The 15,539-nt window shown below is 60.0% G+C and carries 9 protein-coding genes, 1 tRNA gene and 1 pseudogene; 3 read left to right on the top strand and 8 right to left on the bottom strand.

The genetic code is table 11. The features are described from left to right. Positions 1-72: 72 nt before the first annotated feature. The 4 genes and pseudogenes from ML_RS01060 to ML_RS18365 all read right to left on the bottom strand — a co-directional run. Positions 73-543: a hypothetical protein gene (locus ML_RS01060; protein ID WP_156517082.1), complete on the bottom strand. Its 471-nt coding sequence runs from the start codon at positions 541-543 to the stop codon at positions 73-75. A 755-nt stretch (positions 544-1,298) separates the two neighbouring features. Next, entirely contained in the window at positions 1,299-1,640 is a 342-nt protein-coding gene (locus ML_RS01050; protein ID WP_010907599.1) for a DUF2304 domain-containing protein, read from the bottom strand. 13 nt (positions 1,641-1,653) lie between these two features. Beyond that, entirely contained in the window at positions 1,654-2,373 is a 720-nt protein-coding gene (locus tag ML_RS01045; protein WP_010907598.1) for a glycosyltransferase family 2 protein, read from the bottom strand. Positions 2,374-2,401: 28 nt separating this feature from the next. Further along, positions 2,402-3,462 (bottom strand): annotated as a pseudogene (locus tag ML_RS18365) (hypothetical protein); the annotation flags it as partial. 184 nt (positions 3,463-3,646) lie between these two features. Between ML_RS18365 and ML_RS01035 the strand changes: the two are divergent. After that, positions 3,647-4,717 (top strand): DUF475 domain-containing protein, encoded by a 1,071-nt coding sequence (locus ML_RS01035; RefSeq protein ID WP_010907597.1) that lies wholly within the window; start codon positions 3,647-3,649, stop codon positions 4,715-4,717. A 698-nt stretch (positions 4,718-5,415) separates the two neighbouring features. Here ML_RS01035 and ML_RS01025 read toward each other — a convergent pair. Beyond that, positions 5,416-6,360: an NAD-dependent epimerase/dehydratase family protein gene (locus tag ML_RS01025; protein WP_162618219.1), complete on the bottom strand. Its 945-nt coding sequence runs from the start codon at positions 6,358-6,360 to the stop codon at positions 5,416-5,418. On the opposite strand from ML_RS01025, the gene ML_RS01020 reads away from it, so the two are divergent. Further along, positions 6,326-8,134, top strand: a complete 1,809-nt coding sequence (locus tag ML_RS01020) for a hypothetical protein (RefSeq protein WP_231846673.1) — start codon at positions 6,326-6,328, stop codon at positions 8,132-8,134. The genes ML_RS01025 and ML_RS01020 overlap by 35 nt on opposite strands. Positions 8,135-9,450: 1,316 nt before the next feature. On the opposite strand, the gene ML_RS01015 is transcribed toward ML_RS01020, so the two are convergent. Then, positions 9,451-9,523 (bottom strand) — tRNA-Thr (locus ML_RS01015). 78 nt (positions 9,524-9,601) lie between these two features. Next, positions 9,602-10,819: a DNA polymerase III subunit delta' gene (locus ML_RS01010; protein ID WP_010907594.1), complete on the bottom strand. Its 1,218-nt coding sequence runs from the start codon at positions 10,817-10,819 to the stop codon at positions 9,602-9,604. A gap of 95 nt (positions 10,820-10,914) precedes the next feature. Between ML_RS01010 and ML_RS01005 the strand changes: the two genes are divergently transcribed. Then, on the top strand, positions 10,915-12,567 hold the full coding sequence (locus ML_RS01005; protein ID WP_172591941.1) for an adenylate/guanylate cyclase domain-containing protein: 1,653 nt from the start codon (positions 10,915-10,917) through the stop codon (positions 12,565-12,567). On the opposite strand, the gene topA is transcribed toward ML_RS01005, so the two are convergent. Further along, a complete protein-coding gene (topA, locus tag ML_RS01000) occupies positions 12,548-15,391 on the bottom strand; it encodes a type I DNA topoisomerase (protein WP_010907592.1) in 2,844 nt (947 codons plus the stop codon). The two genes, ML_RS01005 and topA, sit on opposite strands and share 20 nt — an antisense overlap. Positions 15,392-15,539: the final 148 nt, after the last annotated feature.

The following is a 15,539-nucleotide window of genomic DNA, read 5'->3' as shown; positions in this document are numbered from 1 at the left end:
CACTGAGCGGCGCGTTCGGCGGTGGCTTGAGGGCCTATTGCCGCCGCGAACGAGCGGCGTGCTAAGCGACGGCTAGAGCGCTAACACCTGAAGCAGCAAACCAAGATCACCCTGACCGAGGCATCCGGCCGACTGCGAACCAACGAGGAAAGCTCCCGCCGGGAGCTGACCAAACTCATCTAAGCTCACGAGCGGATTGGCGCCCGGTGGTTGGACTACGAACTCGATATCGCTAGACTTCTGCACTTCCCGTTGATGACCGGCATGCGCAATCCACTGACCATCGCCTTCCCACAAGGCGAAACGTCGCCCGGACCGGCTGCGGCCGGAATGACCCAACGACATCGCCAGCGATCGAGCAGCGCAACTCGAATACCGCGATGCCGTCCACGAGTACATCAGTCCGCTGAAGATCGCCGAGGCTGAGGCGATTCGCCGACGCCGCAGTGACCTTCTCAGCCAACGAACAGCAACAGCTAGCGAGCGCCCAAAACCTGCTGCACTCGTTGCAGGTTCGATGCGGCAGCACGCGAGTAACGACAAAACGCCTATGCGCGGGCAAACAAGGAGCGCGACAGCTTATTGTGCTGTCGGTCTTTGTGCGAGTCAGCATCGGACGGGGCATTGTTGGGGTGATTGAGGCCTAAGGGTGGTGTTGTGGTGGGCTGGTGGGGTGTGGGTGGTTGATCTGCGCTAGAAGGTTGCCGTATGTGCCGCCGACGGCCGGATCATCGATGCACTGTTCACTAACACGATACTGCTGCACCCGGCGGCATGCCTGCTTGCTGGCTGAGGGCCGGTCAACAAGCCGCCGACACCGATACCAGCGGCAGAAATGGTGCAAGGGATAACATCAGGTGCGAATAGTTATACCGTGCACGGGGACGTGCCTGTTCAGGTGCGGCCACATTGACCACGCCGACACCTCAAGGCCATGACATGCACACTAAAACGCCCCTACCCCGCGGCGCTAACAACTATCCTCACACTCACGCCTGCATCGATATCGCCTTCAGCACAGCCCAGGTGCCCAGCCCCTGGCATCATCAACATGTAGACCAAGCAGCATCCACCACCGACATGCTTACGTGCGCCGCGCTAATCGTGTCCACTGCGGCAAAGCACACGAAGCCTCATCGAAAGCAGGCAGTCAGCCACCCACCAACAAAAACCCCGCAACACAGCAAAACACGTCAACAGGATTCCGGGCTGCCCCCCACGACTACCGAACATATCGGCCAGTCATAAAACGCAAAAACAGCCATTTCACCCACCACCTATGAAACACCCACAACACCCTAGAACGGCTCGGGCGCGCGCGCTCCTTCCAGCGCAACGACGCGAGCCAAACACGCGTAGCGCAACTCCAAGTCCTTGAACCGTATGTAGATGCTCAGCGTAGTAAAACTGAACGCCATAATTAGTGCATAGAGCATCAGATCAGTTCCGCGGCATACCCCAAACCAGTGCGCCACCACGGTGGTGTCGTTAGGCCGGAGCACAGCATAGACACCGCCGAGCACAAACGCGATGTACCCGACCTTCACCCAGGCCCGAGATCGCACGTTGCGGCGCGACCGCAGCAAGTAAATCAGCAGCACGATGATCGATCCGATCAGCAGCACCTGGATCCAGTTCATCTTTCGCTCCTTTTCATTTCGGCATTCTCCCGCGCAGGAACCCGTCAAAGATGATGTTGACGCCATTAAGCAGTGGTTGCCCCTTCGACTTCGAGTACTCGGTGTACAGCACCTCCACCGGTACCTCATCGACGCGCCAGTGGTTATCGGCGATCAACATGACGAACTCGTTGGCATGGCTCATGCCGGTCATTGTGATATCGAGCCCGTCGGCCACCTTCTTATTGAACACTCGCAGGCCATTATTGGTGTCGGTGAGACCTAACCGGCGACCGCGTCGGCTCAACCGTGCCGCAGTCCGCAACACAACCCTTTTCAAAAACGGTGGTCCTTTCAGAATCGGCAACCGGCCCCCGTCGAGGCGGCCGAACCGCGTTCCGATAACGACGTCGACGTCATGCGCGCCGAGCCGGTCTACCAACGCTGCCAGGTCTTTGACGCGGTGCTGGCCATCGGCATCGAACGTGGCGAACACCTGCGCTGCCGGCTGCCGGCGAGCGTACTCAACCCCGGTCTGGATCGCCGCACCTTGGCCCAGGTTGACTGGATGACGGACTAGGTGCGCCCCAGCGCGCAGAGCGATCTCTCCGGTTCCGTCGGCACTGCCGTCATCCACGCAGACGACATGATCGAAAACCGCGCGCACATCTGTGACTACTTCACCGATGATAGCGGCTTCGTTGAAGGCGGGAATGACGATCCAGACGCCGGGGTAACACGTTTCGATACCCAACAAGATACACGCTGGTCAGGCCGGATGGTTTCCTGGTACGTGCCAGTGCCGCCAAGTGGACGCTGATCTCCACCAGCGGGCCGCACAACAGTGCGGGTCTGCAGCTGCAGCGATGCCGACACGGCTGTCGCACAAACCCAGCCCAGTGAATACGCACAATACAGCGCCGCCGCTACCGCTGCTGGGCCGGTGAGCGTCAACATAGCAATCTCCACCGCGGCCGCAGTCAGCCACGTTACTACTGGCATCGTACTGCGGACTAAACTCTACGCGCAGCAGCCATAGCCCCACAATGCCTGCCGCTAGCACACCTACCGCACCGATACCGCCGATGATCGCTGCCGGCCACGAGAACCGACCGAAGCCGGTTGCAAGCGCTCGTCAAGGAAATGAGCTACGAGGTTGCCCTGCACGGAGGTCAACTGCACCAGCAACGGCGCACGAGTCAACGTCAAAGTCAGGATGACGACGCCGCCTTGTGCCCCGAACTCACTCGAAGTCAGCTTCAGCAGTACTAGAAACCCCATAACCAAAATCGCGCTGATACCGGCAGCGGTGATCGAATAGGCGGCCGCTGCGCAGGAACATCGCAGTGCCGCAGGGTGTGTGCAGGCGTGCCGTGGGAGAGACCAGCAGTGTGGCTAGCAGGGAAAACTCGCACAAACCAACGCTAAGCAGGGCCACCGAAAGCCGGAGTGCCTCGGCGAACGTTTGCCCACTCCACACGAGTAAGTTCCCTGCGAGCACGATGGTGGCAGCGACACCAACCGTCCCGGCGACCCGCAGCGGAAAGAGTTAAGCTTACTCGGAATGGTCGTCAAATCGTTTACATAGCCCGTAGCGCGGACCTCGCAGGTGGATTTTCTTGGAACAAGCCATTGGCAGCAGTGAACAGATCGAACGCTTCCCAAAACACCCCGAATACCGAGAATCCAGTCGGCGCTAAGGTCGCGGGCGGCCAAATAAATCACCGCATAGCCGCACAACGCAGTCAATACTGTCCTCCGCACCGACCCGTGTCACACTGCCACACGCAACTGACCTCCGCGAGGCGCTGTTGGATCCAATGGTATTCCCTAGTTGGGGAATACCATTGGATCCAACAGCGCCTCCGACCTTAGTCACTATGGCGACACCTCCAGTCAACTGAACCTAATGCATCGTCACAGTTTGAAAATACCTAATTGCACGGAGTCAACCTAATTGCACGGAGTCAAATAGATCCGCGACTGCGCTCAGCGCCGCTATTGTGGGTGGGTAACAGGAAGGATTCATGGCAGCGTTCCGCGGTTTCGGCATCTCGCTTTTAACAACCGCGATAGCCCTCTTAGTCGCATACATCTACGGTGGGCTTGCCTCCCTCTTGCCGCTAATAGTGCTCGCTATCTTCGAAGTGTCCTTGTCGTTCGACAACGCCATCATCAACGCTGCGATACTCAAGCAGATGAGTCGATTTTGGCGGAAGATGTTTCTGACGATCGGGATCCTCATCGCAGCATTCGGTATGCGCCTGATCTTCCCAGCGGTTATCGTCTGGGCAACCGCCAAGCTGGATCCCGTTCGCACCATGGACTTGGCTTTACATCCGCCGCCCAATCACGCGCTGGAATTTCCAGACGGCTCACCTAGCTATCAAAAGCTCATAATGTCGGCCCACCCACAGATCGCAGCCTTTGGCGGAACGTTCCTGTTGATGCTGTTCCTGGATTTCGTCTTTCAAGACCGAGACATCAAGTGGCTCAAGTGGATCGAGGCCCCCTTCACCCGCATCGGGCGACTTGGTCCGCTGTCGGTGGTGGCTATATTTGTGTTGGTTCTCATCGCCACTGCGCTGACGCACTCTGGCGATGAGCGCGCGAAGGTGCTGATCGCAGGGCTTCTGAGCTTGGTGACGTATCTGCTCGTAAGCGTATTGAACCGAGCGTTTCGACCACCCGACATTGACACGGCTTCCGGGCGGAGGATGGCAGGCAGGGCCGGCCTAGTCAGATTCCTTTATCTCGAGATTCTCGACGCCACCTTCTCCTTCGACGGAGTCACCGGCGCTTTTGCGATCACCTCTGACCCAGTCATCATCGCGCTGGGTCTGGGACTGATCAGCTCGGTGTTCATCCGTTCGATCACCATATACCTGGTCCACCAGGACGCATTGGACCGTTATGTGTACCTGGAATATGGTGCCCACTGGGCGATTGGTGCGCTATCGGTGATGATGTTGCTTTCTGTCGAACCGCGATTCGAAATCCTCGAGGCCGTCACCGCCTTGGTGGGCGTGCTCTTCATCGGCGCAGCACTCACCTGGAGCGTGTTCCGCAATCATCGCGAGGTCAAGGCCTGTACATAGCTGCGACGGTTCCCGGGCTCTGCTGTCTTGTGTCTGTGGCGGTGAGTTGTTCGGTTGGTTTCATAGGTGGTGGGTGAAATGGCTGTTTTTGCGTTTTATGACTGGCCGATATGTTCGGTAGTCGTGGGGGGCAGCCCGGAATCCTGTTGACGTGTTTTGCTGTGTTGCGGGGTTTTTGTTGGTGGGTGGCTGACTGCCTGCTTTCGATGAGGCTTCGTGTGCTTTGCCGCAGTGGACACGATTAGCGCGGCGCACGTAAGCATGTCGGTGGTGGATGCTGCTTGGTCTACATGTTGATGATGCCAGGGGCTGGGCACCTGGGCTGTGCTGAAGGCGATATCGATGCAGGCGTGAGTGTGAGGATAGTTGTTAGCGCCGCGGGGTAGGGGCGTTTTAGTGTGCATGTCATGGCCTTGAGGTGTCGGCGTGGTCAATGTGGCCGCACCTGAACAGGCACGTCCCCGTGCACGGTATAACTATTCGCACCTGATGTTATCCCTTGCACCATTTCTGCCGCTGGTATCGGTGTCGGCGGCTTGTTGACCGGCCCTCAGCCAGCAAGCAGGCATGCCGCCGGGTGCAGCAGTATCGTGTTAGTGAACAGTGCATCGATGATCCGGCCGTCGGCGGCACATACGGCAACCTTCTAGCGCAGATCAACCACCCACACCCCACCAGCCCACCACAACACCACCACCCTAGGAGCGCTGAGCGGCACGGAAATACTCGACCGTGCGCCGTACCCCGTCGTCCAGCTGAACTTGTGGACTCCAGCCTAAAACCGTTGTCGCTAAGCCGATATCAAGGCAGGACCGCTTCAGGTCACCCAGGCGCGGCGGATGAAATTCAGGATCGTCAGGTCCCCCGACGGCAGCCGAGACCGCGGTGTGCAGTTGGCGGTCTGACGTCTCTATCCCGGTACCGATGTTGAAACGCTGGCCACCGCCCGCATCGCCGGAAGCCTTGATGAAAGCATCGACCACGTCGTCGACGAACACGTAGTCACGGGTGTGGGTGCCGTCGCCGAACACTTTTGTGGGTCTATCCGACAGCAACGCCTGGACGAAGATGGCCACCACACCCGCTTCACCGTACGGATCTTGACGGGGGCCATAGACGTTGGCCGGAGCGATATGCGAGCAGTCTAGGCCGCAGAGGTGGCGAAACGTATTCAGGTAGATCTCCCCTGCTACCTTGCCGGCAGCGTACGGCGACGTCGGGTCGGTGGGCACTGTTTCAGGAGTTGGGTATTGTGAGGGTGTGCCGTAGATGGATCCTCCCGACGAGGTGTGCACGATTTTCCGCACCCCAGTGTGGCGTGCGGCTTCCGCTAGCCGCACCGTGCCGATGACGTTGACCGATGCGTCGAATTGCGGGTCGACGACCGAGTGGCGCACGTCGATTTGCGCCGCCAGGTGGAACACAACCTCAGGCCGATGCTCATCGAGGATTGTCTGCAGGTCCGCGGTCACAATATCGGCCTCAACGAAGGCGAGCGCAGGAGTACTGGCAAGATGCTCGAGGTTGGCCGCATGACCGGTTGCGAAATTGTCGAGTCCCACCACCGTATGGCCATCCGCCAGCAGGCGGTCTACAAGCGTCGAACCAATGAAACCGGCTGCCCCAGTGACTAGTGCGCGCACCGGCTCACCATACATAGGAGTAGCCGTCGCAGTATTGATCGCGCTGCAGCTAGGGATCCGCACAGTGCTAGCGTTTCGTGGCTACTTCTATTGGGACGACCTGATCCTGATAGGAAAGACTGGCACCCAGGGCCTGCTGTCAGCATCGTACTTGTTCGATGACCACGACGGCCACCTGATGCCGGCCGCATTCCTAGTCGCCGGAGCGCTCATCCGATTGGCACCACTGGTCTGGACCGGACCAGCGATCAGCCTGGTGTTTCTGCAATTGCTAGTCTCACTGACCCTGCTGCGCGCGCTTTACGTCATCCTAGGCTGGCGCCGGGTGCTGCTGATCCCATTGACATTTGGGCTTTTTACGCCGCTTGCCGTACCAGGGTTCGCGTGGTGGGCAGCGGCGCTGAATTCACTTCCCATGCTGGCTGCCCTGGGCTGGGTGTGCGCCGACGCGATCCTGCTGGTCTGCACCGGCAACCATCGCTACGCAGCCACCGGTGTGATGGTCTACTGCGGTGGGCTGTTGTTTTTCGAGAAAGCTGCGGTAATCCCATTCGTCGCGTTCGCAGTAGCCGCCCTGCTGCGCCATGTGCGAGGTGATCACGCGGCGTTACGGACGGTGTGGCGTGACGGCCTGCGCCTGTGGATCACGTCGCTGACATTGACCGTTATCTGGGTAACGCTCTATCTCGCCGTAATTAATCAGCAACGATGGAGTTTCGACCTGTCGATGACGGGGCAGCTTCTGTTGCGCTCGATCACCCACGGTATCGTGCCGGGCCTGGCCGGCGGGCCATGGCATTGGGACCGATGGGCGCCGGCCTCGCCGTGGGCCGCTCCCCCGCCGCTGGTGATGGCACTCGGCTGGCTGTTGCTGATCGGAGTGCTGGCGCTCTCGCTGGTACACAAGCAACGCATCAGGTTGGTGTGGCTGACCGCGGCGGGGTATACGGTAACCTGCCAGCTTCCGATCTATCTGATGCGGTCGTCGCAGCAAACCGCTTTAGAATTGGCTCAAACCCTACGGTATCTGCCGGATCTTGTGATTGTGCTAGCGCTGCTGACGGCCATCGCGTTTCATGCGCCGAACCGCGCGTTCGCCGCACGTTGGCTAGACACGTCGCCAACCCGCACTGGGGTGACAACCGGGATCGCTGGGCTGTTTTTGGCCAGCAGCCTGTACTCGACGGTGACGTTTCTCACCAGCTGGCGTGACAACCCCACCCAACTCTATCTGCAGAACGTCCGTGCTGATCTGGCCGCCATGCATGCGGCCTCGAGTGCGCCTCTGCTGGATTCCGAGGTCGACCAACTGGTGCTGCAACGGGTCGCCTGGCCGGAGAACCTGGCCAGCCACATGTTCGCTCTGCTACGAGATAGGCCAGAATTTGCCTCGGCTACATCACACTTGATGATGTTGAACAGTTCCGGCTCGCTGATCGAAGCCAGGGTGACCTGGATCCGGACCATCGTTGCAGGGCTTACGCCGCACTGCGGCTATTTCGTACGACCGGACAGGCCGACGCGCATGATGCTCGACGGTCCACTGCTACCGGCCGATTGGACCGTCGAACTCAACTACCTAGCCAACCGCGACGGCTTGATGACGTTGTCGCTGACCCAAGGGCCCAGTGTTAAGGTTCCGGTGCATCCAGGACTTAACCGAGTCTACGCGCGGCTGCCGGGTGCCGGAGACGCAATCACCGTGCTCGCCAACACAACCACACTGTCGTTGTGCATCGCATCCGGACCGGTTGGCTTTCTCGCGCCAGCCTAACGGTTACCAGCGCTAACACCGCCTAGTTCACCGGGCTTTTTCGACGGAAACCTAGCCGTCCACAGCCGTGAGGCAGCCAGTCCCGTCCGTCAGCCCGCATAGCGGGCGGCTTGAGTCAGGTCAGTCTTACTGTTGGATGTATTGCTTGCGTTGGCGTTGCTGGCGCCAGAAATGTCGTTGAGCCGGCGAATCAATCCCGAAGGAGTGGATGCTGAGCGGATAGTATGATAGGAGAGGTATGAGGAGCAGGTCACTGAACACGAGGATACGCGTGCGAGTGTAGGCGGTGCCTTCGTGGGAGAAACAACAACGGGGGATGCTCAGCTGACTGTGGACACCTGAAAGTAATTTCCCAGACCAACACCGCATTAAGGCGGTGATCGCGCTCTAAGCAGGATTATGCAGAACTAAACTGCATCAATCACTTCGGAGCTTGATCCAGTAGTTCATGGCGTGCTTTAGCTCGGTCTAAGTGTGCGATGTGGACGCAAGAGTAGCGCTGATCGCTACTCTTGCGTCCACATCGCGTTCATGTCGCTGCTTGCTCAGCAGGCAGTTACCGTAACAGCTGAAAAAGTGGCAGTTTGATTGAACCCGGATTCGACAATTCGGGCTTTCTCTATCGTCGCCGACCCAACGACACCCGTACCGATCGGGGATCGCCCCCACCTCCAGGACGGAAGAAGTAAGCGGGACACAATCCCCGCCCCAGACTCCTGGTCGATTAGCAGCAGCCCGACCCGTGCACAAATTGAGTCCAAACAATCGCCGAAATCGAATTCGTAGACGAACTGTTCACCCAAAGGCCAACGTCGCTGCTGAACTTGCCGATGAAGCCCACGTCAAGGCATTGAACTCGCCCTGACCGATGAACCGGCCATCACCCAGCTCGAATTTGTACAAATGTGAGCGGTACCAGCAAGCGAACGGGGTGTCGATGGTGTCCGCGAGCTGACTGAACTTATGGGAACAGATAGCAGCAAAGACCCTAACCAGCCGAGGTGAAAACTCCTCACTATGACTGCTAGTATAGGTCAACCCGAATGGACAACCACGTCCGCGCCACGACTAGCCAGACTGCCAGCCACTACGCACTACTCGACTGCCACACAAGAACGTCCGCCGTGTTGGCTCTATTGTCCACAACTTGATATCATCTGCGCGCCGACGCCACCACCAGCTAACTCATCCGCCAGCTAACCCCGGACCTCACCATGAAGCTCCACCAGCGCACACCGAGTCACGGAACCCAAAGAAAAAGAGCGAACTCTAAACGAGGATGCACACCCACTCCGATGTCTCGACACATCACACGGAGCCGCCTGGGGGAATCGAACCCCCGACCTATTCATTACGAGTGAATCGCTCTACCGATTGAGCTAAGGCGGCCTACCTTTGCGCCGGGCAGCACGAGTCTACGGCAGGTGCGCTGGCCAACCCAAGAGCTGTGCATCCCCACAAGAGAAGTTAATAGCGCAGCTCCTGGCCGATAGTCGCGACCAGAGCGTCGACCGCGAACTTGGGTTTGACATTGACCGCCAACGCTTCGCGGCACTCCAGCACAGCTTCGATGCAGCGCAACAACCGCTCCGGTGTAGCATGGCAGGCCAGCACCGCCACCCGGTCAGCCATGTCCGGATGATTGGGTTGCACCGATCCCGCATTCGCCGAAACGAGCAAGGCATCCCGAAAGTAGGTCGCCAGATCGATCAATACTCGGTCCAGTGCATCACGCGAAGCACGAGTCTGACGGGACTTCTGCCGTCGCTCTAGATCCTTGATCGCACCCGTAACGCTGCGCAATGCCCCAGCGGTGCCCTTTCCGGTGCCGCCGGCCCCGAGAGCCGTCCGCAGCTCTTCGGTCTCGGCTTCGGCCCGCTCAGCGGTCAGCACCAGAGCCTCCGCTTCGGCGGCGGCCACAAGTTCCTCGGCCACAGCATACGCCCGCGACGGCACCACGGCATCGCGGATCAACCCGAACGCCCGCTCACGTCGTTGTTGGGCCTCTGGATCAGTCGCTAACCGACGCGCCAGACCCACATGGCCACCGCTGACCAACGCCGCCCAGTTCGCCGTGTCGGCGGCCAGCCCGTCGCTGTCAATCAATACCCGAGCAATCGCCGCATGCGATGGGGTCACCAGCGCGACATGCCGGCAGCGAGACCGTAACGTTACCGCAATGTCTTCTGGAGCCACCGACGGTGCGCACAGCAAAAACACCGTCGACGACGGCGGTTCCTCAACAACCTTGAGCAGCGCGTTAGCGGCTCCTTCGGTCAACCGGTCGGCGTCCTCGATCAGCACGATCTGCCAATATCCGGTGCTTGGACGGCGCGAGGCCTCATGCACGATGGCACGCATCTCGTCTACGCCGATCGACAGGCCATCGGGAATCACCCGACGAACGTCAGCGTGGGTGCCGGCCATCGTCGTCGTACACGCCCGGCAGCGCCCGCACCCCGGTCCGCCATCCTGAAAATCCGCAGTGCATTGCAGTGCAGCCGCGAAGCACACCGCCGCAACCGAGCGTCCCGAGCCCGGCGGACCGGTGATGAGCCATGCATGTGTCATAGTCCCGTCAGCAGGCCGACTGTGAACCAAGTCACTACGGGCGGCCTTAGCGGCGGCCAGCAGCTCAGCTTCCACCGCATCCTGGCCCACCAGCCGCGTAAACACCCCGGACATCAACGACAACAGTAATGATACCGACCGACATGACACTGATCAGCGGCCGCGTCGCAACATTTCCGTAACCTTATAACCGCCCGCACAGCCGTCCCATAACCGGCAAAGGCGCTGGAGGTTGCCAACAAATCGCCGCAGACCGATACGGTGAGGTAGTGGCAACCCAGGCGGCAGGACTGCCCGGGCGGATCGGTGCGTTCGTCCGGTGGGGTATACGCACCCCGTGGCCACTGTTCTCGCTTAGCATGCTGCAGTCTGACATCATCGGCGCCCTGTTCGTGCTCGGTTTCCTCCGCTACGGTTTGCCACCCCAGGACCGCGTTGAGCTGCAGGATCTGCCCATCCGCAACTTGGCAATCTCCACCCTCTCGGTGGTCGTGGCGTTCTCCACCGGGTTCGCAGTGAACCTGAAACTACTGATGCCAGTTTTCCGATGGCAGCGCCGTGACAACCGGCTCGCCGAAGCTGATCCTGCCGCGACCGAACTGGCCCGGAGCCGAGCACTGCGCATGCCCTTTTATCACACCATCATCAGCCTGGTGACCTGGGGCATCGGTGGGGCAGTATTCATCATCGCCAGCTGGTCGGCAGCCAGGCATTCAGCACCTATCGTGGCGCTCGCTACCGCACTAGGCGCCACCGCTACCGCAATCATCGGCTACCTGCAGTCTGAGCGGGTCCTGCGACCGGTGGCCGTGGCAGCCCTGCGCAGCGGCGTGCCAGAGAACGTCAAAACACCCGGCGTAACTTTGCGGCTGATGTTGACCTGGGTGCCGTCCACTGGAGTACCGGTCCTGGCGATCGTGCTGGCAGTGGTGGCCGACAAAATTGCCTTGCTGCATGCCGTGCCGGAACAGTTATTCAGCCCCATTCTGCTGCTGGCACTGGCGGTGCTGGTCGTCGGACTGGTGAGCACCTGGTTGGTGGCCATGTCGATCGCCGATCCGCTGCGACAACTGCGCTGGGCACTATCCGAGGTTCAGCGCGGCAACTACAACGCGCACATGCAGATCTACGACGCCAGTGAGCTGGGCTTATTGCAAGCCGGCTTCAACGACATGGTGCGTGAGCTGTCCGAGCGGCAGCGGCTTCGTGACCTGTTCGGTCGCTACGTCGGCGAAGACGTGGCCCGCCGAGCCTTGGAGCACGGCACCGAGTTGGGTGGGCAGGAGCGCGACGTCGCGGTGCTGTTCGTGGACCTGATAGGCTCCACCCAGCTGGCCGAGACAAAACCACCCACCAAAGTGGTTCATCTCCTCAACGAGTTCTTCCGTGTGGTCGTGGACACCGTTGGGCGACACGGCGGGTTCGTCAACAAGTTCCAGGGCGATGCCGCGCTGGCAATCTTCGGAGCGCCGATCGAGCACCCGGACAGTGCTGGTGCGGCGCTGTCGGCCGCCCGTGAGCTGCACGATGAACTCCTACCGGTGCTGGGTAGTGCAGAGTTCGGCATCGGGGTGTCGGCCGGCAGGGCCATCGCCGGCCATATCGGCGCGCAAGCCCGCTTCGAGTACACCGTGATCGGCGACCCAGTCAACGAGGCAGCGAGGCTCACCGAACTGGCCAAACTCGAGGACGGCCATGTGCTCGCATCGGCAATAGCAGTCAGCGGGGCGCTCGACGCCGAAGCCTTGTGCTGGAACGTCGGCGAAATCGTCGAACTACGCGGACGCACCGCACCCACTCAGCTTGCCCGACCGCTGAATCTTGCTGTCCCTGAACAGATCACTAGCGAGGTGACTGGCTGATCCCGCGGGCCGGAGCCAGTCTAGCTGCCTTCTTCGCCGGGACCTTGCGAGCCTTCTTAGCAGGCCGCTTAACCGGACCTCGGGCCCGTCGGTCAGCCAACAATTCGGCGGCACGTTCATCGGTTATCGACACCACGTCATCACCCTTGCGCAGGCTAGCGTTGGTCTCACCGTCGGTGACATACGGGCCGAACCGGCCGTCCTTGATCAGCATTGGCTTGCCCGACGTCGGATCAGTCCCCAGCTCACGCAAAGGCGGCGGCGAAGTACTTTGTCGACCAGCACGTTTCGGTTCAGCGTAGATCTTTAACGCCTCGTCGAGAGTAATGATGAACATCTGGTCTTCAGTTGTTAGTGGTCGAGAATCTTTGCCGCGCTTCAGATATGGACCATAACGCCCGTTCTGCGCGGTGATCTCTTCACCGGACGCAGGGTCCACACCGACAACCCGAGGCAGCAACAACAGTTTCAATGCATCCTCGAGAGTGATCGTTTGCAAATCCATGCTCCGCAGCAAAGACCCGGTCCTCGGTTTGGGGCCTTGAGAAGCGGAAGCCCTCCTACCCTTCTTAGTTTTCTTAGTTCCCTGATCCGCTGCACCATAGTCGTCATCGTGCTTAGGCAGGACCTCAGTCACATAAGGCCCGTACCGACCGTCTTTGGCGACGATCTCGTGGCCAGTTTCGGGATCCACCCCCAGAACGCGCCCCTCGTGCGGTGTGGCGAAAAGCTCCTCGGCAACCTCCAAGGTGAGCTCATCCGGAGTGAGTGTGCCGTTGAGGTTTGCCCGCTGCGGGGTAAGTTCACCATCATCGCCTGCCAACAAGCGTTCCAGATACGGCCCAGTCTTGCCTACCCGAACATAGACAGGACGACCGTGCTCATCGTCAAACAGTTTGATGGAATTGACCTCTCGTGCATCAATCCCTTCAATATTCACGCCGACCAACTTCTTCAAGCCGCCGGAGCGGGCTATTGAATCGGACACACCGTGGTTGCCACCAAAGTAGAAGTTGTTGAGCCAGTTGGTACGTTGCTCATTCCCGTTAGCGATCTCATCGAGCTCGTCTTCCATCGCGGCGGTGAAATCGTAGTCGACGAGACGGCCGAAATGCTGCTCCAAAAGGCCGGTAACTGCGAACGCGACCCACGACGGCACCAGGGCGCTGCCCTTCTTCTGCACATAGCCGCGGTCCTGGACGGTCTTTATGATCGATGAGTACGTCGACGGGCGGCCGATACCCAACTCCTCCAACGCTTTAACCAAAGAAGCTTCCGTATAGCGGGCCGGAGGGTTGGTGGCGTGCCCGTCCGGAGTCAGATCGATGACATCCAGCAGCTGACCAGAGGTCAGATGCGGTAGTCGACGCTCAGCGTCGTCAGCCTCGCCGCCGGCCAGCTCGTCCACGGTTTCCACATAGGCCTTCAGGAAGCCGGGGAAGGTCAGGGTGCGCCCGGAAGCTGAGAAGACAACGTGTTGCTCGCCGGCTCGGCCCTCGATCCGCAAGCTCAGCGTGGTACCGCGAGCGTCGGCCATCTGAGAAGCTACAGTACGCCGCCATACCAGCTCGTAGATCCGGAATTCGTCACCGTCGAGTTCATTACACACCGCGTCCGGGGTAGCGAACGTCTCTCCTGCAGGCCGGATGGCCTCGTGGGCTTCCTGTGCGTTCTTTACCTTGCGGGTGTACTGACGCGGCGAGTCAGAGACGTACTCCTCGCCGTAGAGCTGACGCGCCTGCGTACGAGCGGCGTTGATAGCCGACTCAGACAACGTGGTCGAGTCGGTACGCATGTAGGTAATGTAACCGTTCTCATATAGCCGCTGGGCGATGCTCATCGTGCGTTCCGCAGAGAATCGCAACTTGCGTCCGGCTTCCTGTTGCAGCGTCGACGTCATGAATGGCGGATACGGTCGCCGAGTGTAGAGCTTCTCTTCCGCTGAGGCCACGGTAAGCTGAGCGCCGCGCAATCCTGCGGCCAACGTGGTTGCGGTCAGGTCGTCGAGGACAATGATTTTGGAGACCTCACAGTCTCCACGCAGCGTGCCCATCGCACCGAAATCGCGGCCGGTGGCGACCCGCAAGCCATCTACAGCCGTCAGACGGGCGACAAAGGTGAGCGGCTGGGCGGTCGGATCGGACACGCTGGCGTCCAGCTTGGCAACAATGTCCCAGTACACCGCGCTGCAGAACGCCATCCGGTCGCGTTCACGCTGCACGATGATGCGGGTGGCCACCGATTGCACTCGGCCCGCCGAAAGCTTAGGCGCTACCTTCTTCCACAGTACCGGACTAACTTCATACCCGTACAGCCGGTCCAGGATGCGTCGGGTCTCCTGCGCGTCAACCAGGTCAATATCCAGTTCACGGGGATGCGCAGCGGCGGCGAGGATCGCGTGCTCGGTGATCTCGTGGAAAACCATCCGCTTGACCGGAACTCGCGGTTTCAGAGTCTGCATCAGGTGCCAGGCGATGGCTTCGCCCTCGCGGTCACCATCTGTGGCCAGATAGAGCTCGTCGACTCCTTGGAGCAGACCTTTGAGTTCAGTGACGGTGCTCTTCTTCTCGGGGGTGATGATGTAGAGCGGTTCAAAGTCTGCGTCGACGTTTACGCCCAGCCGAGCCCACGGCTCAGACTTGAACTTCGCGGGCACATCAGCCGCCGTCCGCGGCAGGTCACGGATATGCCCCCGGGATGATTCGACTATGTACGCAGATCCTAGATAGCCGGACAATTTGCGCGCTTTCGTCGGCGACTCGACTATAACAAGTCGCCGCGGGCTCCCATTTCTGCCGCTCCTAGAACCCCTGGGGCCCTTCATCGACTTCGGGTCAGCCAACTTCGGTTACGCTCCATCATCATCTTATTCCGGTCCCTTGCGAGATCCCCCTTCACGAAGAAATTACCGGCCTGCTATCTAAGACTCCGATGAAAGTCAGCTGCGTTGACATCTCTCCGCCTGCGGGCAA

The sequence above is a fragment of the Mycobacterium leprae TN genome (assembly GCF_000195855.1).
Taxonomy (GTDB): domain Bacteria; phylum Actinomycetota; class Actinomycetes; order Mycobacteriales; family Mycobacteriaceae; genus Mycobacterium; species Mycobacterium leprae.
The sequence above is the reverse complement of the archived record's forward strand: the minus strand, read 5'-3'. Positions and strand labels throughout refer to the sequence as shown.

What these genes read in the sequence shown, in the direction of transcription:
- topA (WP_010907592.1), bottom strand. Translation starts at nt 15,391, where the DNA reads ATGAAGGGCCCCAGGGGTTCTAGGAGCGGCAGAAATGGGAGCCCGCGG.
- ML_RS01050 (WP_010907599.1), bottom strand. Translation starts at nt 1,640, where the DNA reads ATGAACTGGATCCAGGTGCTGCTGATCGGATCGATCATCGTGCTGCTG.
- ML_RS01020 (WP_231846673.1), top strand. Translation starts at nt 6,326, where the DNA reads ATGAAACCGGCTGCCCCAGTGACTAGTGCGCGCACCGGCTCACCATAC.
- ML_RS01035 (WP_010907597.1), top strand. Translation starts at nt 3,647, where the DNA reads ATGGCAGCGTTCCGCGGTTTCGGCATCTCGCTTTTAACAACCGCGATA.
- ML_RS01010 (WP_010907594.1), bottom strand. Translation starts at nt 10,819, where the DNA reads ATGTCCGGGGTGTTTACGCGGCTGGTGGGCCAGGATGCGGTGGAAGCT.